22 protein-coding genes and 1 tRNA gene are annotated in these 22,418 nt (G+C 68.9%); 9 read left to right on the top strand and 14 right to left on the bottom strand.

Annotated features, from left to right (window positions below; genetic code table 11):
• Nucleotides 1–76: 76 nt before the first annotated feature.
• Together LQF10_RS16215 and LQF10_RS16210 are read left to right on the top strand one after the other, a co-directional pair.
• Nucleotides 77–931 carry a Rossmann-fold NAD(P)-binding domain-containing protein gene (locus LQF10_RS16215; RefSeq protein ID WP_231064846.1) on the top strand — a complete coding sequence of 285 codons (855 nt, stop codon included), beginning with the start codon at nt 77–79 and terminating at the stop codon, nt 929–931.
• Nucleotides 928–1,377: an anthrone oxygenase family protein gene (locus tag LQF10_RS16210; protein ID WP_231064845.1), complete on the top strand. Its 450-nt coding sequence runs from the start codon at nt 928–930 to the stop codon at nt 1,375–1,377. Before LQF10_RS16215 ends, LQF10_RS16210 begins: the two co-directional genes overlap by 4 nt.
• Nucleotides 1,378–1,395: 18 nt before the next feature.
• On the opposite strand, the gene LQF10_RS16205 is transcribed toward LQF10_RS16210, so the two are convergent.
• Nucleotides 1,396–1,731 (bottom strand): DUF6221 family protein, encoded by a 336-nt coding sequence (locus LQF10_RS16205; protein WP_231064844.1) that lies wholly within the window; start codon nt 1,729–1,731, stop codon nt 1,396–1,398.
• A gap of 64 nt (nt 1,732–1,795) precedes the next feature.
• Here LQF10_RS16205 and LQF10_RS16200 point away from each other — a divergent pair, with 64 nt between their 5' ends.
• Nucleotides 1,796–2,572, top strand: a complete 777-nt coding sequence (locus tag LQF10_RS16200; protein WP_231064843.1) for a YrhK family protein — start codon at nt 1,796–1,798, stop codon at nt 2,570–2,572.
• Between the two features lie 23 nt (nt 2,573–2,595).
• On the opposite strand, the gene LQF10_RS16195 is transcribed toward LQF10_RS16200, so the two are convergent.
• The gene (locus LQF10_RS16195) at nt 2,596–3,153 is read right to left on the bottom strand and encodes a COG4315 family predicted lipoprotein (protein WP_231064842.1); all 558 of its coding nucleotides are present in this window, start codon (nt 3,151–3,153) and stop codon (nt 2,596–2,598) included.
• Between the two features lie 159 nt (nt 3,154–3,312).
• Here LQF10_RS16195 and LQF10_RS16190 point away from each other — a divergent pair, with 159 nt between their 5' ends.
• Nucleotides 3,313–3,909 carry an RNA polymerase sigma factor gene (locus tag LQF10_RS16190; protein ID WP_231064841.1) on the top strand — a complete coding sequence of 199 codons (597 nt, stop codon included), beginning with the start codon at nt 3,313–3,315 and terminating at the stop codon, nt 3,907–3,909.
• Nucleotides 3,906–4,598, top strand: a complete 693-nt coding sequence (locus LQF10_RS16185) for a hypothetical protein (protein WP_231064840.1) — start codon at nt 3,906–3,908, stop codon at nt 4,596–4,598. The genes LQF10_RS16190 and LQF10_RS16185 overlap by 4 nt, the downstream gene beginning before the upstream one ends.
• 24 nt (nt 4,599–4,622) lie before the next feature.
• Here LQF10_RS16185 and LQF10_RS16180 read toward each other — a convergent pair whose 3' ends face one another.
• From LQF10_RS16180 to LQF10_RS16125, 12 genes are all read right to left on the bottom strand, one after another.
• The gene (locus LQF10_RS16180; protein WP_231064839.1) at nt 4,623–5,561 is read right to left on the bottom strand and encodes an alpha/beta hydrolase; all 939 of its coding nucleotides are present in this window, start codon (nt 5,559–5,561) and stop codon (nt 4,623–4,625) included.
• The gene (locus LQF10_RS16175) at nt 5,558–6,739 is read right to left on the bottom strand and encodes an MFS transporter (protein WP_231064838.1); all 1,182 of its coding nucleotides are present in this window, start codon (nt 6,737–6,739) and stop codon (nt 5,558–5,560) included. The genes LQF10_RS16180 and LQF10_RS16175 overlap by 4 nt, the downstream gene beginning before the upstream one ends.
• Nucleotides 6,739–7,512 (bottom strand): SDR family NAD(P)-dependent oxidoreductase, encoded by a 774-nt coding sequence (locus LQF10_RS16170; RefSeq protein WP_231064837.1) that lies wholly within the window; start codon nt 7,510–7,512, stop codon nt 6,739–6,741. The genes LQF10_RS16175 and LQF10_RS16170 overlap by 1 nt, the downstream gene beginning before the upstream one ends.
• An 87-nt stretch (nt 7,513–7,599) precedes the next feature.
• Nucleotides 7,600–8,445, bottom strand: coding sequence for a helix-turn-helix transcriptional regulator (locus LQF10_RS16165; protein WP_231064836.1), 846 nt, complete (start codon nt 8,443–8,445; stop codon nt 7,600–7,602).
• Nucleotides 8,446–8,596: 151 nt separating this feature from the next.
• A tRNA-Lys gene (locus LQF10_RS16160) sits at nt 8,597–8,669 on the bottom strand.
• 26 nt (nt 8,670–8,695) lie between these two features.
• Nucleotides 8,696–9,385, bottom strand: coding sequence for an ion transporter (locus LQF10_RS16155; protein ID WP_231064835.1), 690 nt, complete (start codon nt 9,383–9,385; stop codon nt 8,696–8,698).
• Nucleotides 9,386–9,461: 76 nt separating this feature from the next.
• Nucleotides 9,462–10,295, bottom strand: coding sequence for a transglutaminase-like domain-containing protein (locus tag LQF10_RS16150; RefSeq protein WP_231064834.1), 834 nt, complete (start codon nt 10,293–10,295; stop codon nt 9,462–9,464).
• Between the two features lie 52 nt (nt 10,296–10,347).
• Nucleotides 10,348–11,670 (bottom strand): D-arabinono-1,4-lactone oxidase, encoded by a 1,323-nt coding sequence (locus tag LQF10_RS16145; protein WP_231064833.1) that lies wholly within the window; start codon nt 11,668–11,670, stop codon nt 10,348–10,350.
• A gap of 189 nt (nt 11,671–11,859) precedes the next feature.
• A complete protein-coding gene (locus LQF10_RS16140) occupies nt 11,860–13,272 on the bottom strand; it encodes a sulfate adenylyltransferase subunit 1 (protein ID WP_231064832.1) in 1,413 nt (470 codons plus the stop codon).
• Nucleotides 13,272–14,252, bottom strand: a complete 981-nt coding sequence (gene cysD / locus LQF10_RS16135; protein WP_231064831.1) for a sulfate adenylyltransferase subunit CysD — start codon at nt 14,250–14,252, stop codon at nt 13,272–13,274. The genes LQF10_RS16140 and cysD overlap by 1 nt, the downstream gene beginning before the upstream one ends.
• Nucleotides 14,249–15,091, bottom strand: a complete 843-nt coding sequence (locus LQF10_RS16130; protein WP_231064830.1) for a phosphoadenylyl-sulfate reductase — start codon at nt 15,089–15,091, stop codon at nt 14,249–14,251. Before LQF10_RS16130 ends, cysD begins: the two co-directional genes overlap by 4 nt.
• The gene (locus LQF10_RS16125; protein WP_231064829.1) at nt 15,088–16,833 is read right to left on the bottom strand and encodes a nitrite/sulfite reductase; all 1,746 of its coding nucleotides are present in this window, start codon (nt 16,831–16,833) and stop codon (nt 15,088–15,090) included. Before LQF10_RS16125 ends, LQF10_RS16130 begins: the two co-directional genes overlap by 4 nt.
• A 262-nt stretch (nt 16,834–17,095) precedes the next feature.
• On the opposite strand from LQF10_RS16125, the gene LQF10_RS16120 reads away from it, so the two are divergent.
• From LQF10_RS16120 to LQF10_RS16105, 4 genes are all read left to right on the top strand, one after another.
• Nucleotides 17,096–18,409 (top strand): alanine racemase, encoded by a 1,314-nt coding sequence (locus LQF10_RS16120; RefSeq protein ID WP_231064828.1) that lies wholly within the window; start codon nt 17,096–17,098, stop codon nt 18,407–18,409.
• Between the two features lie 54 nt (nt 18,410–18,463).
• Nucleotides 18,464–19,114 carry a hypothetical protein gene (locus LQF10_RS16115; RefSeq protein ID WP_354002600.1) on the top strand — a complete coding sequence of 217 codons (651 nt, stop codon included), beginning with the start codon at nt 18,464–18,466 and terminating at the stop codon, nt 19,112–19,114.
• Nucleotides 19,114–20,019, top strand: a complete 906-nt coding sequence (gene mshD, locus LQF10_RS16110) for a mycothiol synthase (RefSeq protein WP_231064827.1) — start codon at nt 19,114–19,116, stop codon at nt 20,017–20,019. The genes LQF10_RS16115 and mshD overlap by 1 nt, the downstream gene beginning before the upstream one ends.
• Nucleotides 20,020–20,174: 155 nt before the next feature.
• The gene (locus tag LQF10_RS16105; protein ID WP_435531454.1) at nt 20,175–22,418 is read left to right on the top strand and encodes an RNA degradosome polyphosphate kinase; all 2,244 of its coding nucleotides are present in this window, start codon (nt 20,175–20,177) and stop codon (nt 22,416–22,418) included.

The raw sequence follows: 22,418 nt of genomic DNA, 5'->3' as shown, positions 1-22,418 counted from the left end.
TCAGATTAGACGATTGCGTATGAAATTGAGCCGCATGACTATGGATCGTCTCACCCGGGCGCGCTGTGATGGAGGCATGACCTCCCCACCCAGCATCTGCGACCGCCCGATCCTCGTGACAGCCGCCCACGGAAAGACCGGACGCCGCGTCGCCTCACGGCTCACGGCTGCGGGCCACGCCGTCCGCGCCGGCTCCCGCTCCGGTGACCCACGCTTCGATTGGACGGATCCCACCACCTGGCCCGGCGCCGTGGACAGTGTCCGCGCGGCCTATCTCGCCTACCAGCCCGACCTCGCCCTCCCGGGTGCCCGCGAGGCCGTCACCGGGGTGGCAGCGGCCCTCGTGGAGCGGGGGGTGCAGCGAGCGGTACTGCTCTCCGGCCGCGGCGAACCTCTCGCGCAGGAGTGCGAGCATGCGTTCCTTGACCTGATCCCCACCGGCACCGTGGTGCGATGCGCCTTCTTCCACCAGAACTTCAGCGAGGGCGCATTCGCGCAGACCGTGATCGAGGGTGTGCTGGCGCTGCCGGGGGCTCCGGAGAGAGGCGAGCCGTTCGTGGACGCCGAGGACATCGCCGACGTCATCGTTGCTGCCCTGACGGCCTCGCATGCGGAGTATCAGGGTCGTGTGCTCGAGCTCACCGGTCCCCGCGTGGTGCCGCTGGCGGAGGCCGCCGGGATCCTCGGGGACGCCTTCGGCAGGCCCGTGAAGTATCACCAGGTGACCGGTCCGGAGTTCGCAGCGGGGGCTGAGTCCATGGGCTTGCCCGCCGATGAGGCGCAGGGACTGGCCGACGTCTTCGTGGACCTGTTCGACGGCCGCAACAGTGCCACGACGTCCACTGTGGCGGACGTCCTCGGCAGGCCGGCCCGATCGCTCGAGGATTTCGCCGCCGCGGCGGCGGCCGGTGGCGCGTGGAGCAGGGCATGAACGAGGTGATCGTGGTGGGCGCTGCGATCCTGTCCGCGGTGCTCGGCGGGCTGTTTCTCGCGTTCAGCGCGGTGGTGCTGCCGGCGCTCGGCCGGACTCACCCTGGCACCGCTCATGGCGTGATGCAGGCCATCAACGCTGTGGCCCCGCGCAGTCTGTTGATGGTGCCTCTGTTCGGCTCGCCGGCAGCATGCGCCTTCGTTGCGGTGGAGGTGATGCGGGGAGGTGCCGGTGGTGGGCCGCAACTGATCGGTGCCGTGCTCGGGCTCGCCGCCTTCGCCGTGACCGTCCTGGCGAACGTGCCGCTCAACCGGCGGCTCGACCTGGTGCCGGTGAGCGATCCGGCCGCACCGGCCGCCTGGGACCAGTATCGGCGAGTGTGGGGGCGGTGGAACCATCTGCGCACGGCACTGGCCCTGGGCGCCTCGGTGGCACTGCTCTGGTGAGATGCCGCGTCGCGGCGATCAGGGGCGCCACCCCTCCTGGAAATCGGGGTGCCAGGCGTACACGGTCGCCAGGTGGCGCAGGCCCACCGGGTAGGCCCCGTCACGCTCCAGCTCACGCCGCTCCCGGAAGGCGCCGAACTCGTTCCCGGACAGGCTCGCGGTCTCCCACAGGTCCTGAATGAGTGCTCGCTTCACGGCGCACTCCGCGAGGACCCGCTCGGGCCCGAACCGGTGCAAGTGCGCAGTCACTGCAGGATTGCCCGAAACAGTGCGCACATCTGAGGTAGCCGATGTTCGGGACGCCACCGCCTCGTCATCGGCGATCCTGGCATGGACGAACTCGGTGATTGTCACTCGTCATGGTCGCACGCAGGTCAGCGCGTCGACGCCACTGGACACCGGCGGCCACGATAGAAGGATGCAACGTCCTATTGCCTACGAGGTAGCCACCCTCGAGCGCCGTGAACTCAGTCTCGTCCACGGGATCGTCGTGCATGCTGCCGCGGTCGTCGACGGGCGACTGCTGGAGTTCAACGAACGGTGGTCGCGGCGGTCCCGGTCTGCTGAACGCTCCCTCAGTTCCTGGGACGCCTCGGTGTGGATGGCGGTGTGCTTCGCCATCGGGTCAGTGGTATTCATCGTTGCCGGGATCAGTGCGATCGTGGGCCCGGGCGCCGAAGCGACGACGGTGCGGCTAGGCAACCTGATCGGTGCCACCGTGTTCAGCGTCGGTGCGCTGTTCGCCGTGGAGGAGGCACGATGCGCGGTGGAACCACGTCGATGGTCTCAGTTCTGGGCCAGTATCGCGGGTCGGGCGTCCCTCATTCAGGGGGTTGCCGCTCTACTTCCGTTCCAGGTCGGCATGGTGATTGCGATGGCGAACACCGAGCAGGCACATCTGGTCGCCGCACTCAATACCGTGGGCTCGCTCGGCTTCGTCCTCGCGAGCTACCTGTATCTGCGTGAGTCGTGGCCGGCGCATGATGTCGGCACCACATCTTCGGCAGCGAACCTGCTCGGCAGCGTGCTCTTCCTGGTGGGCAGCACAGCGGGTTTCGCGCCACCGGGTGCGGCGGCGGATGCTGTCGTGAACTGGTCCTTCCTGGTCGGATCGATGCTGTTCGCAGTCGGCGCGATCACTGCCCTCGTCGAGCTCAGCGCCCCCGCCCGCTCGACTGAGGTGGTCGGCGGGTAGGTGCGCCAACTGACGGGGCCGTGTCAGCCCATGTCGTCCATGGCTTCGATCATCTCGCCCTCGGGGGAGAGGACGTACCAGACCTCGTTCACGCCCTGACCGGTGGTGTCACCAGGACTTGAGTCCTGGACGAAGTAGTACAACGGGTGGCCGTTATACGTGGCCTGCACGGTCCCATCGGACCGTTCGATGCTGCCGAGCAGGGCGGCGTCCACACCGGCGCCGGCCTCTGGTTCACCTTCGACGGCGGGCCACTTCGCAATGCACTCGCCGTCGCAGTTGCTCACACCCTCCTCATCGTTGGTGAACAGGTAGATCGTGTTGCCGTCACCGTCGGTGAGGATCGTGCCGAGATCGGTCTCCGCCGTGGTGAGAGCGGTGGCGGCCATCATGTCGCCGTCGTCCTCCTCGGTCATGTCCTCGTCCGTGCCCTCCGTGTCATCGTCGCCCGCCATCTCCTCTGCGGCGCTCTCCTCGCCGCCAGACTCACCCGTATCGCCCTCGTCGGCGGAGCCACAGCCTGCCAGCAGCAGGCCTGCTCCCACCAGGGCGGCCGTCAGTACCACTCGAGTACGTCGCATCGTCGTCTCCACTCGTCGCTCATTCGTCGCCGGCAGGGGGCCGGTTGCGAGTAGTACGTGTCAGCGGAGCCGCAGGGATTGCCACGATCGAACCTGCGAAGCGACGAGGTGACGCAATCCGCACCGAGGGTCTCGGCCGTATCGTGAAGTATGGGAGCCATGTCACGCGCCGATCGGGCAGACGATGCCGCCCTGCTTGCGGGGTTGGGATTGGACGATCCGGCCGGCTCGGCGGCGTTCGTGCGCAGATTCCAGAGTGCGGTCTTCGGTATGGCGGTCAGCATCACGCGAGATCCGGCGCTCGCCCAGGACGTCAGCCAGGAAGTGTTCCTGCGTGCCTGGCGGTCCGCCGGCGGATACGACGCGCGGCGCGCCTCCGTGCTCACCTGGCTCCTCACGATCACCCGCAACGCCGCCATCGACGCCGTGCGCGCCCGGCGGAGCACACCGACAGAGGACGGGATCCTCGACCAACTCCTCCATGACACGCTCATCACCTCCCCGGACCTGGAAGAGACGGCGATGCACCGGGTGGAGGCCGAGCGTGCGGTCCGCCGGCTGCACGTCCTCTCGCCCGAACAGGCCCGCGCGGTCATGCTGGCCGTACTCGGCGGGTTGACGGCAGCGGAGGTCAGTGACCGGGAGGGCATTCCGCTGGGGACGGCCAAGACGCGCATCCGGGACGGGCTCCGACGGCTACGGCGCGGTGTCGAGACAGAACGCGGTGCCGAAACAGAACAAGGAGACCGAACATGACGCCGGACCGGACCGTCCCGGGATGGCACCCGGACCACGACGCCCTCATCGAGGTCGCGCTCGACCAGGCCGATGCCGCCACCCGCGCCCGCGTGAGCGGCCACTTGACGGGATGTGCCCCCTGCCGGCGCGAATACGACGATCTCTCCGGGGCTATCGAGCAGGTCTTGCCGGCAGTGCCCCGGCACGCGCCGCCGCCCGACTTCGAGACGTCCGTGCTTGCCCGGCTACGAGCCGAACGTGCGGGTGAACCCACCGCCGACGCCGGTGCGCCGCACGGTCGGGCGAGGGGCCGTCGTCGGGCGATTCTCGCCGTGGCAGCGGCGTGGCTGCTCGGCATCGCTGTGGGGGTGACTGCGATGCAGCTGCTGGACTCGGCAACGCAACCACCGCCGTCGGCCGCCTCGGAATGGACGGCACCGCTGCTCACCGCGGACGGCACCCAGATCGGGCAGGTCTCCCGCAGCTGGAGCCCGGATGGGCCGATGCTCGTGGTGGACGTGGCGCAGGGTCCGGTCGGAGTTGAGTACACCTGCATGGTCGAGTACGCCGACGGGACCAAGGCGGACATGGGGGCGTGGGCACTGGCGGAGGATTCCCCGAACCGGTGGGTAGTGGACGATGACGGCGCCATGGCAGTGGAATTGGTGGCCGAGGCCGGATACGTCTGGTCCAGCGCCACGTTCTGATTCGCCGTCGGTCAATATGGGCTGTCACAGGGCGGCTGCAAGGGTCCGGGTGAGCCAGGCGGCGAGACGACGCTGAAGCTGCCGGCTGTCGTCGAGGACGGCATCCATCCAGTAGAAGCCGTGGATCATGCCGGGGTACTCCTCGAGTTCGACCGACGTTCCTGCATCCGCGAGGCGTCGTGCGTAGGCGGTGGCGTCGTCATGGAGAACATCGTGTTCCACGGCGGCGATGTAGGCCGGTGGCAGGCCAGTGAGGGAACGGGCGGTCAGCGGTGCCGCGTGCGGGTCGGGATCGTTCAGTTGTCCGTGGAGGTAGTGGCTCCAGAACCAGCGCATATCGGCACTGCTGAGCCCGGTGCCCTCGTCGTACTTCCGGTGTGAGGCGGTGGTGAAGTCCGGGGCGAGCGCCGGATAGAGCAGCGCCTGCGCGGCCGGCCCGTCGACGCCCTGATCGCGCAGGCGCAGGCAGAGCGCAGCGGCGAGGTTGCCTCCGGCACTGTCTCCGACGACGGCGATCCGGTCACGATCGATCCCCAGATCGGCGGCGTGGTCGCGCATCCAGGTGAAAGCGGCCGCGCAGTCGTCGAGGGGCTGGGGAAAGGGGTGCTCGGGAGCCTTCTGATAGTTCACCGTAATGACCACATACCCCGTGTCGAGGGCGAGCTGGCGTGCAGGCTCGTCGGCGAGGTCGATGGTGCCGATCACCCACCCACTGCCGTGCAGCATCAGGACGGCGGGGAGGTCGGGGGCGGTGGTGGTGCGATAGATGCGAATGGGCAGATCCGCCGTCGGCCCGGGGATGAACGTGTCGGTGACCGAGTGCACGCCGGGTGCTGGGCGTTGCAGGTCCAGGTAGCCGAGGCTAGCCATGCGGGCCTCGCCGACGGTGAGTTCGTGCACCGGGCGTGCACCGGCCCCGGCGGCCGCGGCCAGGTGCGCTTCTGCTTGAGGGGTGAGGGTCATCGTCGTGCCTTTCGGGAGAGGGTGCTGACCACGAGAAGAAGGAAACCGAGCAGGCAGAGGCAGGCTCCGGTCCACACGGGTGCGACGAGGCCGAAGCCGGCCAGTGCGTAGCCGCCCGCTGCTACCCCGATGGTGTTTCCGAGGTTGAACGCGGCGATATTCGTCGCCGAGGCGATGATGGGCGCGCGTGCCGCGTAGGAGAGCACGCGAAGCTGGAGCGGTGCGACGGTGGCGAAGCCGACCAGGCCCAGCAGTGTCAGGGCGATCGCCGTGGGTACACGATGGGAGGAGACCAGCGCCAGCCCAGCGAGGACGAGCGGCAGCAGCGTCACGAGCGTGGCGAGGGTGACAGCCAGGTTCCGATCGGCGGCCCGGCCGCCGATCACATTGCCGACGACGAGGCCGACGCCGAAGAGCACCAGGAGCCACGGGACGGCGGCCTCGTCGAAGCCCGAGACGGACGTCAGAAGCGGTTCAATGTAGGTGAAGGCGCCGAAAACGCCACCGAACACCGCTGCTGTCAGGGCGATGGAGGCGAGTACCGGCCGGGCGGTCACCATGGCGAACTGCGACCGGAGCGGACCGTCGTTGCGGGGCGGTAGACGCGGAACGACGGTGCGCAGAGCGACCAGAGCGATCACTCCGACGAGCGTGATAAGCCAGAACGTCGCCCGCCACCCGTACTGCTGGCCGACCAAGGTGCCCAGCGGTACCCCGAGAACATTCGCCAGGGTCAGACCGGCGAACATGCCGGCGATGGCTCCGGCGCGACGATCCGGTCTGACCATGTCTCCGGCGACGACCGCGCCGATCCCGAAGAAGCCGCCGTGACACAGCGCGGCGATCACCCGCCCCACCATGAGCGAGCTGTAGTCCGGCGCGAACGCGGAGAGAAGGTTGCCCGCGACGAACAGGCCCATGAGGAGCACCAAGGCGTTCCGGGGCGGCCGGTGCAGCAGCAGAGGCGTGAGTGCGACGGCACCGACCACGACCGCGAGCGCGTACCCCGTCACGAGTTGACCGGCCGCGGAGAGGGAGACATCGAGGTCGCGGGCGACCGGGCTGAGGAGGCCGGCGAGGATGAACTCGGTGAGCCCGATCCCGAACGACCCCAGACTCAGTGCCGCCAGACCTGCCCGTGAACGGTGATCGGCGGAACGTCGAGTTGTCAGGAGCATCAGATCTGCCTCAGCGCGCCACCGTCGACCGCCCATTCGGCTCCGGTGACCTGCGAGGCCATCGGAGAGAGGAGATAGCCGATCACTCGGGCGACATCCTCCGGGCTGCCGAGCCGGCCCGAGGGCAGCTGGCGCACAGTGTGGACGAAATGCTCGATCGCCTGCTCGAGGGGCAACCCGAACTGCGTCGAGAGCTGGTCGGCGAAGCCCCCGGGCGCATCCCACAGACTGGTCCTGGTGGGGCCGGGCGCGACGACATTCGATCGAACTCCTCGTGGGGAGAACTCTGCCGCCAACGCCTTCGAGATCATCAGCATCGCCGTCTTGGAGACCGCGTAGTCGACGATCGTCGGATCACCGAGTCGCGCAGCCTCGCTCGTGATGTGGACGATCGATCCAGACCCGGCCGCCAGCAGGTGCGGCAGCGCCGCCCGCGTCATCCGGATCCCCGACATCACGTTCAGTTCCCAGGTGGATTGCCAGTCCTCGTCGCTCACGTCGAGGAAGCCGGAGCGTGACGCGATGGCACCGACGTTGTTCACCAGGCCGTCCAGGCGGCCGTGCTCGCGGATCACTGCCTCGACCACCTGTGCCGGTGCGGCCGGATCGCGCAGATCGGCCAGGATGAACGGGTGCTTCTGTTCGGGTGGTGCGGTGCGGGCGATGCCGATGACGATCGCACCTTCGCCGTGGAGCAGTTCTGATGTGGCGGCGCCGATGCCGGCGCTTGCGCCGGTGACGATGACGACCGCGTTCTGCAGGTGGAGGTCCATGGGTGCTCCTTCGGAGGGCAGGCTGACGCCCACCCGGGACGGGTGTGCGTGCTGGGAAGGCAACGGGCGGCGATTCCGCCCGGCAGATCAGGTCAGGGTGGTCGAGGCAAGTACGCGCACTGCGTCGGCGTCCGGGCTGCCGGGCACGGAGGTGTGGGTCAGGAGCCGCTGACCGGTTGCTTCCGCGAGGTGCAGAATCTCGTAGGAGACGGTCAGATCACCGACGCGAGGGTGCCTGAGGCGTTTGACGCCCGAGATGCACAGATCGACCGGTTGCCTGCGCCAGAGCGCATCGAACTCGCCGCTCTCGGTACGCAGGTCATGGATCATCGCCTGGAGCCGCTCATCATCGGGATGCTGGCCCGCGACATAACGCAGGGAAGCCACCGTGAGGCACGCTTCGTGGCCCCAGTCCCGGTACAGCGTTCGCGTGGCGGGGTCCAGGAATAGCATCCGCGTCGCATTCGGCCGTTGCCCCCTCGTGGGTGCCGACGGGTCGAGGTGCGAGGCGATCAACGCGTGGCCCAAGCGGTTCCAGGCGAGGATGTCCTGGTTGCGAGCGAGAAGAACGGTGGGCACCTCGGCCATGCTGTCGAGCAACGTCAAGGTCGAGGGGCGAGGACTGTACGGATCGCCGGCTGCCGGCCGGGGCACGCCGCCCCGGGCCAACGAGAACAGATGTGCTCGTTCGATCGCGTCCAGTCCCAGTGCTCGCGCCAGCGCATCGAGCACCGCATCGGAGGCGTTCGTCGCATTCCCCTGCTCGAGCCGGGTGTAGTAGGTGAGCGAGACGCCCGCGAGTTCGGCCAGTTCCTCCCGTCGCAGCCCTGTGACCCGCCGGAACCCATAGGTGACCACGCCAGCGCTCTCCGGCGCGATCTGCGCGCGCCGCGACCGGAGGAAGTCACCCAGACCCACCGCTTGCTTCGTCATGGCACCCAGTCTGCCCCGCGTGAACCGAGGGTTCCTGTCCCCCTCAGTGACAGCTTCCGCCACTCACGTCGAGCCCACCCGGCGGCGCCGCCCAGCCCTCGCATACTCCGGCGTCTCTCGACGCGGGGATGCGTTCGCTCGGCGGTGGCGGTAGGCCCCCCGGGGCTCGAACCCGGAACCCACGGATTAAAAGTCCGTTGCTCTGCCAGTTGAGCTAGAGGCCCTTGCACGCACGGTGCGACGCACGAGTCTACGCGTGCTGGCGAGGCGGCCCGTCTCGGCCGCTCGTCTCCTGCGAGTCCGGCTCTGCATCACCAGGGTCCGAACCGCGATCCTGGGCCGGTGTGCCCGTGTTCTCACGGTTGCGGATCACCACGAAGGTGGCCACCGCGAGCACCAGACCGGCACCGATCGCGATCGGGACCCGGAACCGCTCTCCGACGATGTCGTCGAGCAGTTCCCGCGTGAACGACGTCGGGTCGGCCAGCACGATGGCGACGAAGAGTGCCACCAGCGCGGAGGCAAGCATCGCCGGCAGCTTGGCCCAGGTCCCGTCCAGGCGGCGGCCGAGGATGCGCCCTGCCTTCACGATCCGGCTCACCCGGATCACCCGCAGCGCACCGATGGCGCGGATCAGACGGAGGAGCTGCACCGGTCCCAGGGCGAGTGCAACACCGGCCACGACCACCAGTGTCAGCGCGATCAGCCACCAGTTGCGGCGCACCCATGCTCGCTTGTTCGAGGAGACGGCGAACAACACCACAGTCTCCGCGGTCAGGACGATGCCGGAGAGGATGTTGGCGACCGTGCCCCAGGTGGACATGGGATCGGGAAGCAATGTGAGGAAGATCGCCGGAACGGAGGCGAGTGCAGCGATCAGCACGGGCCACGCGAGGCGGTTCTCCCACCGTTCCTCGCGGGTTCCCGGCGCGGCTGGCACGGTCTCGACAGTCCTGTTCACTCGTTCTGTTGGGCCGGCTCTCCCACTTTAGGTGATCGCGCCAGGCTCCGTGTGCTCACGGGAGGCGCACTGCCGCAGTGCGATCCTCGACCGGAAGGTCTCCCTCCACCACCGCCGTCACCGCTTGCGTGCCCATCTGGATCCCCGCACCGTAGGCGGACAGGAATGCGGTATCGGCTGCATCTCGCCCGGTGGCCACCCGCAGCAGTGCCAGGCGCGGCGCCAGCCGGGTCGCATCGACCACGTGCCAGTGCCCGTCCACCCATGCCTCGGCAACGGCGTGGAAGTCCATCGGGCGCAGGCCCGGGGCATACACGGCGGCCAGCCGGGCCGGGACGTCCATCGCGCGTAGCACCGCCACCACGAGGTGGGCGTAGTCCCGGCACACCCCCTGGCCCTGAAGGTAGGTGGAGACCGCGCCGTCGGTCACCCTGCTGGATCCGGGCACGTAGTACAGGCGCTTCGCCGCCCAGTCGGTGACGGCGTGCACCAACTCCAGCCCGCCCGCTCCGGCGAACTCGCGCCGCGCGGTGGGGAACAATTCGTCAGATTCGGCGTAGCGGCTGGGCCGCAGGTAGGTGAGCAGGTCGGTGGCACCCGGTTCGGGGGATTCGAGGGCGGCGGCGGCCGGGTCGCCGTCCACGCGTGCCTGGTAGTGCACGGTCACGGCGCCCGCAGCGCTCTCCGCGCGGTCCAGGTCCACCAGGTGCAGGAGGCCGAAGTGCGGCCCCTCCACGGCGACCGCGGGCACGGGAGCGCCGTCCATCCGCACCTCGAGCTCATCGTCCACCGTGAGGCCAGGGACCCGCGCCACGGCGATCATCATCGCCAGCTGGGTGGAGCCGGCCGCGGCGGTGAGGTTCAGTTCAGCGGTGACGGTGCGGCGCACGCGCATCTCCTCTTCGCAGCGGACCCCGTGATGCTACCTCTCCTGCCGTGCCTCAGCCTCGCCCAGTCGCGGGGGAGAACACCCGCTCAGTGTAGGAGTTGGCGAATACCGAGCCCGGATCGACGGCGGTCCGCACCCTGTGCGCGTCGGCCCATCTCGGGTAGGCGCTCGCCAGATCGTCCGCCCGACGGCGGTGCAGCTTGCCCCAGTGGGGTCGCCCGTCGTAGTCGCGCATGATGGCTTCCACCGCGCGGAAGTACCGGGCATGGCTGAGGCGGTGATACTGGTGGACGGCCACATACGCGGTCGGGCGAGCGTACGCCGTCGAGAGCCACACCTGATCGGCGGCGGCGAATCGCACCTCGATCGGGAACGGCACGTTCTCCTGGCTGTGGTGCAGCCACTGCTGTATCTCACGTAGAGCGGGCACCACCGCGTCCGCCGCAATGGCGTACTCCATCTCCGTGAATCGCACGCGGCGCGGTGAGACGAACACCTCGGGTGAGGTGGCGGTGTAGGTGCGAGCCGAGAGCGCCCGGGCGGCGAACCGGTTCAGCTGCGGCGTGAGCGCGGGAACGGCTGTGGCGAGCCGGTTGGTCACCTCGAACAGCCCGTTGCTGAGCACCTCATCCTCAAGTATTCGCCGCGCGGCCGGGAGCGCTGGGCAGGAGCCGTCCCGGGTGTTCGTCTTCGTCAGCGCCACCTCGGTGCGCGGGAACCAGTAGAACTCGAAGTGGTCGGCGGCGAGGAGCTCACCGAGTGATTCCAGCACGTGATCCAGCGGCAGGGGTGCCTCCGTGGCGGTGAGGGTGAACGCCGGGACGCATCGCAGGGTGATCGCCGTCAGTACCCCCGCCGTCCCCAGGCCGAGCCGGGCGAGCTCGAACAGGTCCGCATCGCGCTCGGGGCTGATGTCGCGGATCTGACCCTCGGCGGTGACCAGGCGCAGGGCGTGCACCTGAGTGGCGAGACCGCCCAGGCGGGCACCGGTGCCGTGTGTGCCGGTGGAGATCGCACCCGCCAGGGATTGGGCGTCGATGTCGCCCATATTCTCCATGGCCAGATCACGAGCGGCCAGCTGTTGGGTCAGATCGCGCAGGCGAATCCCCGCACCCACCCGCACCAGCCTGGACCCATCCGGTGCCGGTTGCCCGATGTGCTCGAGACCGTCCAGGAGATCGAGTTGCAGGAGCGTGCCTTCGGTGGCGGCTGCCGGGGTGAACGAGTGCCCGGCCCCGGCCACGCGCACCCGCTGCCCGTGTGCGCCGGCGGAGCGCACCAGGTCCGCCACCTCGCCCTCATCGCGGGGGGCGACGATCCGCGCCGGGTGCGCGGTGACCGTGCCGGACCAGTTCCGCCAGGTGTGCGCCGTCATGAGCCCATCCTGCCCGTTCCCGGGGCTGTTGGTCAGGTGTTCGACGATCGAGGGCGGACTTCTGGTCGTTCTGGAGCCGAGAAACGACCACAAGTCTGCCGCCGATGCGCTGCCCGGACACAAAGCCGCCCGGGGCGGAGGTTGGTCAGGCCAAAACTCCGCCCCGGGCGGGGGGAATGAGGCTGGAGGCTACGGGGTGCCGACCATCCCTGCGGCGAGGGTGTTGCCGTCGTGGGCATCGATCAGCAGGAATGCGCCGGTGCGGCGTGATCGCGTGTAGTCCTCCGCCACCACGGCGTCTGCCAGCGTGATCCGCAGCGTGCCGATGTCATTCAGCACCAGTTCCTCGGCGGGCCCCGGGGTGGCGCTGAGCAGGTCCAGCCGCCCGGTCACCTCGGACACGATCGCCCGCACCGTGCGGGTGGTGTGCTTGAGCAGCACCCGCGCCCCGGGGCGCAGCGGCTGATCGCTGAGCCAGGTCACGGTTCCTTCCAGCTCCTTCGTGCCCGCGGGCGCGTCCGCCGCGGCGGCGATCAGATCACCGCGCGCCACGTCGATGTCGTCGCTGAGCCGCACACTGACCGACTGTGGTGCGAAGGCTTCGGCCAGTTCGCCGTCAGGGGTGTCGATCCCTTCCACAGTGGTGCGCTGCCCGCTGGGCAGGACCACCACGGGGTCGCCCACCCGCACCACACCGGCGGCAATCTGCCCGGCATAGCCGCGGTACTCGCGGTACTCCTCGGAGACGGCCGCCGCCTGCGGGCGCAGCACCGACTGCACCGGGAGGCGGAACGATTCGGTGCCCGGGGTGTCGGCCACCGGCAGCGACTCGAGTAGCTCAAGCAGACTCGGCCCCTCGTACCAGGGCATCGTGTCCTGCGCCCGGGTCACCACGTTGTCGCCCACCAGCGCTGACACCGGCAGCGGGTGCACGTGCGGCACCCCGAGGGCGGTGGCGGCGTCGCGGATCTCCTCGGCCAACTCGGTGAACCGCTCCCGGGAGTAGTCCACCAGGTCGATCTTGTTCACCGCCACCACCACATGTGGCACCCGCAGCAGACCCACAACGGCGAGGTGTCGCCTGGTCTGCTCCAGCACACCCTTGCGGGCGTCGATCAGCAGGACGACGGCGTCCGCCGTCGAGGCACCCGTCACGGTATTGCGGGTGTACTGCACGTGGCCGGGGCAGTCGGCCAGGATGAAGGAACGGGTGGCCGTCGCGAAGTAGCGGTAGGCCACGTCGATCGTGATGCCCTGCTCGCGTTCGGCGCGCAGGCCGTCGGTGAGCAGAGCCAGATCGGCGGTGTCCTGGCCGCGGTCGGTGGAGACCCGCTCGATCGACTCCCACTGGTCGGCGAGCACCGATTTGGAGTCGTACAGCAGCCGGCCCACCAGGGTGGATTTTCCGTCGTCCACCGAGCCGGCGGTGGCCAGGCGGAGCAGCGTGCCGGCCGCGGTGGGGTCCACCGCATCGGGGTCGACGGCGGTCGGGTCGATGGCCAGGTCGGGCTCGCTGAGGGGGGCGGGTGAGGGCACGGTGCTCCAGGTGAGGGTGCTGGGGGCGGGCGGGGCGCCCGTGGTGGTGGTCTCGGCGGTACCCATCAGAAGTACCCCTCCTTCTTCCGGTCCTCCATCGCGGCCTCGGACAGGCGGTCGTCTGCGCGGGTGGCGCCCCGCTCGGTGATCCGGGTAGCGGCCACTTCGGCCACCACGTCCTGCGGGGTCGCTGCGTCGGAGAGCACCGCACCGGTGCAGCTCATGTCACCTACGGTGCGGTAGCGCACCTGTTCAGATCGGACACTGGCACGCTCCGTCTCCGTCTTCGGTTGTGCGAACTCCCCCACGGAGAGCAGCATCCCGTCCCGGTCGAACACCTCCCGCTGATGGGCGTAGTAGAGGCTGGGCAGCTCGATACCCTCGGCGGCGATGTAGTGCCACACGTCCAACTCGGTCCAGTTCGACAGGGGGAAGGCACGCACGTGCTCACCCGGGCGGTGCCGGCCGTTGTAGAGGTTCCACAGCTCGGGTCGCTGATTGCGGGGGTCCCACTGACCGAACTCGTCCCGTAGCGAGATCACCCGCTCCTTGGCCCGGGCCTTCTCCTCGTCCCGCCGGCCGCCACCGAATACCGCGTCGAACCGGTGGCCAGTGATGGCATCGAGCAGTGGTTGCGTCTGCAGCGGGTTGCGGGTGCCATCGGCACGCTCCCGCAGGCGCCCGTCGTCGATGTACTCCTGCACCGTCGCCACGTGCAGCTTCACGTCGAGCCTGGCGGCAGTGGTGTCTCTGTACTCGAGCACCTCGGGAAAGTTGTGCCCGGTGTCCACATGCAGCACCCCGAAGGGCACTTTGCCGGGCCAGAACGCCTTCGCAGCCAGGTGCAGCATCACCACTGAGTCCTTGCCGCCGGAGAACAGCAGCACAGGGCGCTCGAACTCGGCCACCACCTCGCGAATGAGGTGGATGCTCTCACTCTCCAGCGCCTCGGCTCGCGGGAGGCGGTAGCGCTGGTGTGCCCGTGCGTGCGCCGCCGGCCCAGCCGCCTCGGTCGTTCGGTGGGTGTGCGTCAGGTCGATGCTCATGAGTGCAGCCCGCATTCGGTCTTGTCGAGGCCGGCCCAGCGGCCGGATCGGGGGTCGGCTCCGGGTGCCACGCGCGCCGTGCACGGGGCGCAGCCGATCGAGGGGTAGCCGTCGTTCAGCAGAGGGTTGATGGTCACGCCGTGAGTCTCGGCGTAGTGCTGCAGATCGTCGGAGGTCCAGGCGGCCACCGGGTTGATCTTCACCAGGCCGTTCTTCTCATCCCAGGTGATCAGGGGAGTGTTCGCGCGGGTGGGTGCCTCTTCCCGGCGCACGCCGGTCACCCAGGCTTCGTACCCCCCCAGCGTGCGCTGCAGAGGCTCCACTTTCCGCATCGCGCAGCACGCGGCCGGATCCCGGGCGAACAGGTCCTTGCCGTACTGCGTGTCCTGCTCAGCCACGGTCAGGTTCGGCAGCACGTCCACCACGGTCACGTCCAGCTCATGCGCCACGCGCTCGCGGGTGCCGAGGGTCTCGGCGAAGTGGTACCCGGTGTCCAGGAACAGCACGTCCACCCACGGTGCGGACTGTGCGACCAGGTGCGGCAGCGCGGCGTCTGCCATCGAGCACGCCACGGCCAGGGAGGTGCCGAACTCTCGCGCGGCCCATGCCACCACCTCAGCGGGGCTCGCCTCATCGGCTGCGCCCACACCGGAGCCGTGCAGCAGCTCCTGGCCACGGGCCACGATCTCCTTCAGCTCGGCGTGCGACCGCTTCGCCGGTGCCAAGGCCCGCCGTTCGGCGTGCGCGGCTCGCGCGGCAGTCCGTGCCGCCTGGCGTTCCTGGGCGATCCGTCGGGCGGTCGCCAGCGGGCTGGCGTCAGCCTGTGCGCTGATGCTCACGTCAGGGCCTCCTCATCTGCGCGGCGGGCCCACGAGGCGAACGACTCACGTGAGGCGTTCTCGGTCTCGGAGCCGCCGTCACAATCCTGTTCGGTCTCGGCCAGGTACCGGCGGGTCACCCGTTCCACGTACTCAGGCAGATCCTCGCTGGTGACCTTCAGCCCGCGCACCGTGCGGCCCAACCCGGCCTCCTCCCGGTCCTCGGAGGCCAGCCCCCCGCCCAGGTGCACCTGGAAGCCCGGAACCTGCTCGCCGTCGTCGTTCATCACCAGCTGACCCTTCAGGCCGATATCGGCCGTCTGGATCCGCGCGCACGAGTTCGGGCATCCGTTCAGGTGCAGCGTGAGGGGGCGCAGGTCGGGCACGTCGGCGAGCCGCTGCTCCAGGTCGTCGATCGCCCGGGCTGCAGTGGCCTTGGTCTCGACGATGGCGAGCTTGCAGTACTCGATCCCGGTGCAGGCGATAGTGCTGCGGCGGAACGGGCTCGGGTTCGGGTCCAGGCCGAGGTCCTTGAGCCCACGGGTCACCGTGTCCAGGTGCTCCTCGGGCACATCCAGCACCAGCAGCTTCTGGTGCGGGGTCAGGCGCACCCGCTGCGAACCCACCGATTCGGCGAGCTCGGCCACTGCCGTCAGGATGCTTCCGCTGACCCGGCCCACATAGGGTGCGGCGCCCACGTAGTAGCGCCCGTCCTTCTGCGCGTGCACGCCCACGTGGTCACCGGGCATCCGCGGCTGCGGAGCGGGCGGACCGTCCGGCAGCGCGTAGCCGAGGTACTCCTCCTGCAGCACCTGGCGGAACTTCTCCGGCCCCCAGTCGGCGAGCAGGAACTTCAGCCGGGCCTTGTTGCGCAGCCGGCGGTAGCCATAGTCGCGAAAGATCTGCGCCACTCCGTGCCAGATATCCGGTGCCTGCTCGGCCGTGGCGAACACGCCCAGGCGCTCACCCAGGCGCGGGTTCGCCGAGAGCCCGCCGCCGACCCACACATCGAAGCCCGGGCCGAGCTCGGGGTGCTCCAGGCCCACGAACGCCACGTCATTGATCTCATGCACCACATCCTGGCTGGGGTGGCCGGTCAGCGCGGTCTTGAACTTGCGCGGCAGGTTCGCCAGCTCGGGCACCCCGAGGTAGCGGCGGTTGATCTCCTCGATCACCGGGCTCGGATCGAGGATCTCGTCCGCGGCGATCCCGGCCACCGGGCTGCCGAGTACCACCCGCGGCACGTCGCCGCAGGCCTCGGTGGTGCCCAGGCCGACCGCCTCGAGACGGCGCCAGATCTCCGGCACATCCTCCACCCGCACCCAGTGCACCTGGATGTTCTGCCTGTCGGTGATGTCGGCGGAGTCGCGTGCGAACTCCTCGGAGATCCCCGCGATCACGCGCAGCTGCTCCGTGGTGAGCGCACCGCCGTCGATACGCACCCGGAGCATGAAGTACTTGTCCTCGAGCTCATGCGGTTCCAGGGTGGCCGTGCGCCCGCCGTCGATGCCCGGCTTGCGCTGGGTGTACAGGCCCCACCAACGGAAGCGGCCGTGCAGGTCATCGCCGGAGATCGAGTCGAAGCCCTCCTTGGAGTACACCTGCTCGATGCGCTCGCGGACGTTGAGGCCGTTGTCTTCCTGTTTGAACGCCTCGTTGTGATTCAACGGCTCCTTGCCGTCCACCAGCCACTGACCGTTGGGGCGCTTCGGCCGGGCTGGGCGGGGAGTGGGACGTTCGGTGGTGGCGGTCTGGCCGGTCATGGTGCTCCTCGACGGGGCCTGGAAGGCGGGCTGGGCGGTACTGATCCGCGATGACGCTCTCGCTCGGCGGCGAGACTGGCTGACGTCAGCGGCAGCGACAGCCGGGCATTCGCCGTGAGCGCGCCATCGGGGCAGGCTGCGGGGGCACGGGGCGGGCGAACATGATGGCGACGGTAGCCCGGGGGCCCGGCTCGCTGGGCAGTGCCCGTGAAGAGTCCGCATCGTGGACCCGCCCGCGGCGGAAGTGGGTGAGAATGAACAGATGAGGCGTATCGGCAGGGTGGGATCCGCACGATCGGTCGGCCATGCCGGCACACAGCCAGGCTGGGGTTCGGCCACATCGGCGCGCCCGGCACCGTGGCGCGATGCCACCCGATCGCTTGCGGCGCCGATCGCGGTGGTGGATCTCGATGCCTTCGATGCCAATGCCGCGGACCTGCTCGCCCGGGCCGGGGGGCTCCCCTTGCGTGTGGCGTCGAAGTCGGTGCGGGTGCGCCAGCTCGTCCATCGTGCACTCGATGCCGGTTTCGCCTCAGTGATGGCGTACTCGCTGGCCGAGGCGCTGTGGCTGGCCGAGGACGGCGTGGAGGACGTGCTCGTGGGGTACCCGAGCGTGGACGCCGGTTCGCTGGTGCGCCTCGCCCAGGATCCAGCAGCCCGGCAGGCGATCACTGTGATGGTCGACGACGTCTCTCAGGTGGCGCTGCTCGAGCGAGCCTTCATGCGCGCCGACGGCTTGCGCACCGACCGAACCGAGAACGCGTCCACTGCGGGCAGTTCGGCGGGGCCGCCGGTGCAGGTCTGCCTGGACGTGGACGCCTCACTACGGCTCGGGTTCGGTCCGTTCTCGGCGCACCTGGGCGTACGCAGGTCCCCGCTGCGCAGCCCCGAGGATGTGGTGCGCCTGGCTCGGGCCACGGAACGGACCGGCCGGCTGCGGGTACGCGGGGTGATGTTCTACGAGGCGCAGGTGGCCGGTGTGCCGGACGGCTCCGGATGGCGGAACCCGGCCGTGCAGGTGATGAAGGGACTCTCCTTGCGCGACCTTGCCGCGCGCCGTCCGGCCGTGGTCAGCGCACTCGAAGACCACCTGGGGCGCGAGGTCCTGGTGAACGGAGGTGGGACCGGATCGTTGCAGCAGACAGCCACCGATCCCACGATCACCGAACTCACCGCCGGATCGGGGCTGCTGTGCCCCACGCTGTTCGACAGCTACGACGCCTTCGATCCTCGCCCCGCCGCCTTCTTCGGACTGGATGTGGTGCGCCGCCCTGCGGCCCGCATCGCCACAGCTTTCGGTGGTGGATATGTGGCCTCCGGACCTGCCCGCCCGAGCCGTCTGCCCCGGCCGGTGGACGGCGCCCGGCTGCTCGGGTCGGAGGGCGCCGGTGAGGTGCAAACGCCCCTGCGCTACCCCTCCGGTCGTCAGGGCCCGGCGGTTGGTGCCCGGGTGTGGCTCCGGCACGCGAAGGCCGGGGAGCTGATGGAGCGCTTTGATCAGGTGCGCCTGGTCCGCGCCGGATCGGTGCACTCGAGCGTGCCGACGTATCGTGGTGAGGGTCAGAACTTCGGCTGAGGTGACATGCAACGGTTGCCAGGTTCGAGGTCCCCACGGCCCGTCAGGAGAGGTGTGACCAACCGTCCCTTCCGCCGTCCGGCGATGTTGACCTCCGAGGCAGCCGAGGCAATCCCTGGCGATCCTGACCCCGCGGACCGCAATGAGCTCGCGCACACCACCGCGACGGCCATCGTGCGCGGTGGCCGAGCCGGCGAGGCCGTGGCCGATCCGCGGGCCGATGCGGCCATGGTTCGCCGCCTCATCGAACTCGTGGACACCGAGGGCCTTGACCTGCTCGCCCAGTTGTGGGCGTCGAGTCCTGCGGACACACTGCCCGGTGCACTCTGGCGTCTGTACGTGCTGCGGGAATGGACCAGACGCGACCCGCGCACGATTGCCGAGCGCTACCACCTCGGAGCGCACCGGGCCGAAGTGGCTGGCGTGGTTGCCGGCGTGGCCTCCCCGCCGGGCCCCGATCAGATCCAGGAGCTCGCCGATGCCGTGCTGCACGGAGTGTTCCGCGGTGATCTGGACGCGGCACTGGATCGGGCAGGCGCGTTCTTACGGGTGCTGGCCGCCGGTTCGGCAATGGACGCGGACTGGATCGAACTCTCTGACGATGCCCGCGCCCGCGAACTCACCCGGCGGGCTGGCTCGTTGATGGAAACCGCTGAGGATCTCGAGCAGGCGGCCGCCCTCTGGCGGGCCGGGAAGTTGGACTGATGGCCACCGATCCCCGCGTGGCAGCCGAGCCGAGTAGGACGGCGTCCCTGACCGGCGCCGATGCCGCAGCCGTGCGCGCACTCGCCCAGGCCGCCGAGGAGGTGGACGGGATCGAGGCGCTCTCCGAGCAGACCCTGCTCAACCTGGAAGGCGCCGAACGCCACCTCACGCACCTTCTCACCCGTGCGCCGTCGGGCCAGGTGGTGGGCTACGCCCAGCACGATTCCGCTACGGCCTCGGCCGAACTCGCCGTACACCCGGGCAGCCGGAGGCAGGGGATCGGCGGCCAACTGCTCGATGCGGTGCTCGATATCGCCCCTGGATCCCCGGCGGTCTGGGCCCACGGCGATCTCCTTGCCGCCCAGGCGTTGGCCAGGTCCAGGCAGCTGCGCCGCGTTCGGGACCTATGGGTGATGACCGCCGCGCCGCCCACCGCCGCACCTGAGATGCCGCACGTTGAGGGACTGCGGGTGCGGACGTTCGAGGTGGGCCGGGACGAGGATGCCTGGCTCGCTGTGAACGCCCTCGCCTTTGCCGATCATCCGGAGCAGGGCAGGCTCACCCGCGCCGATCTTGAGCAGCGTGAGGCTCAACCCTGGTTCGACCCGGACGTCTTCTACCTTGCTGAGGACGTGAACACCGGGGAGCTGCTGGGCAGCCTGTGGGTGAAGATCGAGGGAAATCCTGGCCACGCGGTGGGGGAGATCTATGCCCTCGGCGTGCATCCGCAGGCCCAGGGGCGCGGTGTGGGCGGACTGCTCACTGCCCATGCGATGGCGGCGTTCGCGGCGCACGATCTCGCGCGGATCGAGCTGTACGTGGAGGGCGAGAACGCCCCGGCGATCCGCACGTACACCCGCGCCGGGTTCACCCGCGAGCGGGCCGATGTGCAGTACGCGCGCTGAACCGGCCGAGCCTGTGGAGCAGTTCACACCCGCCGGAGCGAGGTGACACGATAGGCGCCATGAGCGAGCAGGTCGGATCGGTGCACCAGAGCGAGGGCACGAGTCCATCCGGGCAGTCCTTCTTCCGGCAGGAAGACGCGGGTAGCGCCCGCAGGATGTCCACCATCCCAGCCACTGTGACCGCAACCGCGGTGGACGGTTCGACGACGTCCCACCCCAGTGCGCCCGCGGTGATCAGCGCCGCTGATGGTGGTGCCACCACACCCGCCCAGCAGGAGCTTCCGGCGAACAGGTTCGCCGACCGGGAACTGAGCTGGCTGCAGTTCAACGAACGCGTGCTCGAGCTGGCTGAGGATCCGGACCTTCCACTGCTGGAACGGGTGCGATTCCTGGCGATCTTCGCCTCGAACCTGGATGAGTTCTTCATGGTCCGGGTGGCCGGGCTGAAACGGCGCATCGCTACCGGCATGGCCGTCCAGGCCGCCTCCGGGCTGCTGCCTCGGCAGGTGCTCGACAGCATCTCCGCCAAGGCACATGCGCTCACCGATCGTCATGCTCAGGTCTTCTCCGAACAGGTGCAGCCCGCACTTGCGGCGGAGGGCATCACCCTGGTGCACTTCGATCAGTTGCACGAGAGCGAGCGGGACCGCCTGCACAAGTACTTCCGGAAGATGATCTTCCCGGTGCTGACCCCCCTGGCCGTGGATCCGGCTCATCCATTCCCGTATATCTCCGGGCTTTCTCTCAACCTTGCGGTAGTGGTGCGCAATCCCGCCACCGGCAAGGAGCACTTCGCCCGTGTGAAGGTGCCGCCGTTGTTGCCGCGGTTCATCGCCGTGGACGCTCGGGGCCGTCCCCACCGGCCCGAAGATGCTCCGGACGACGACGGGTACCGCTCGTTCGTACCGATCGAGGATGTCATCTCCTCCTTCCTGTACTACCTGTTCCCTGGGATGGATGTGGTCGAGCACCACGTGTTCCGGGTGACGCGCAACGAAGACCTTGAGGTGGAGGAGGACGACGCGGAGAACCTCCTTCAGGCACTGGAGAAGGAGTTGCTGCGGCGACGTTTCGGCCCACCCGTCCGGCTGGAACTGGCGACCGGGTTCACGCCCCGGCTGCGAGAGATGCTCATCCGCGAGCTCGACATCTCCGAGCCGGACGTCTACGAGCTGCCGATGCCCCTGGATCTGACCGGCCTCAATTTGGTCGCGGATCTGGATCGCCCGGAACTGCACTACCCCAAGCACGTGGCCATCACGCCCAAGGGGCTCGCCGAGGTGGAGTCGGCCAGCCCGACGGACATCTTCGGTGCGATCAGCGCGCGGGATATTCTGCTGCACCACCCGTACGACTCGTTCTCCACGAGCGTGCAGCAGTTCCTCGCTCAGGCTGCCGCCGATCCCAAGGTTTTGGCGATCAAGCAGACGTTGTACCGCACCTCCGGTGACTCCCCGATCGTGGACTCCCTCATCGATGCCGCCGAAGCTGGCAAACAGGTGCTCGCCATCGTGGAGATCAAGGCGCGCTTCGACGAGGAGGCGAACATCTCCTGGGCGCGCAAGCTGGAGCAGGCCGGAGTGCACGTGGTGTACGGCATCGTGGGATTGAAGACCCACTGCAAGCTCTCCCTCGTGGTGCGCCAGGAAGCGGATGGGCTGCGCCGGTACTGCCATGTCGGAACAGGGAACTACAACCCGAAGACGGCCCGCCTGTACGAGGACCACGGCCTGCTGACCTGCAACTCCGAAGTGGGCCAGGATCTCACCCGGCTCTTCAACCAGCTCTCCGGCTACGCCCCCAAGAGCCGGTTCCACCGGCTGCTGGTGGCACCGCGGAGTATTCGGCGTGGGCTTGTCGAACGGATCGAGACCGAGATCGAGAACGCTCGCGCCGGCAAAGAAGCCTGGGTGAAGCTCAAGGTGAACTCGGTGGTGGACGAGCAGACGATCGACGCGCTCTACCGCGCCTCGCAGGCGGGCGTTCCGGTGGACGTGGTGGTCCGAGGCATCTGCGGAATCAAAGCCGGAGTGCCGGGGCTGAGTGAGAACATCCGGGTGCGTTCGATCCTCGGCCGGTTCCTGGAGCATTCGCGGATCTATGCCTTCGCCGGTGGTGGAGACCCGCAGATCTTCCTCGGTTCGGCGGATCTGATGCACCGGAACCTGGACCGGCGGGTGGAGGTACTGGTTCGCGTGGTCGATCCTGATCAGATCGCCGAACTCGTCGGTTTGATCGATACCTCGGTGGCGGAAGGTACGTCGTCCTGGCACCTGAGCACTGATTCGGAGGGCGATCCGCAGTGGGAACGCCATCACCTCGACGCTGCGGGTGCGCCGTTGCGCGATCTGCAGGAGCATCTGATCTCGGTGCACCGTCGGCGAAGCGCGGACAGCTGA

The sequence above is a fragment of the Ruania halotolerans genome (genome assembly GCF_021049285.1).
Taxonomy (GTDB): Bacteria; Actinomycetota; Actinomycetes; order Actinomycetales; family Beutenbergiaceae; genus Ruania; species Ruania halotolerans.
Note: the sequence above shows the minus strand (reverse complement) of the source record. Positions and strands in the feature narration are given on the sequence as shown.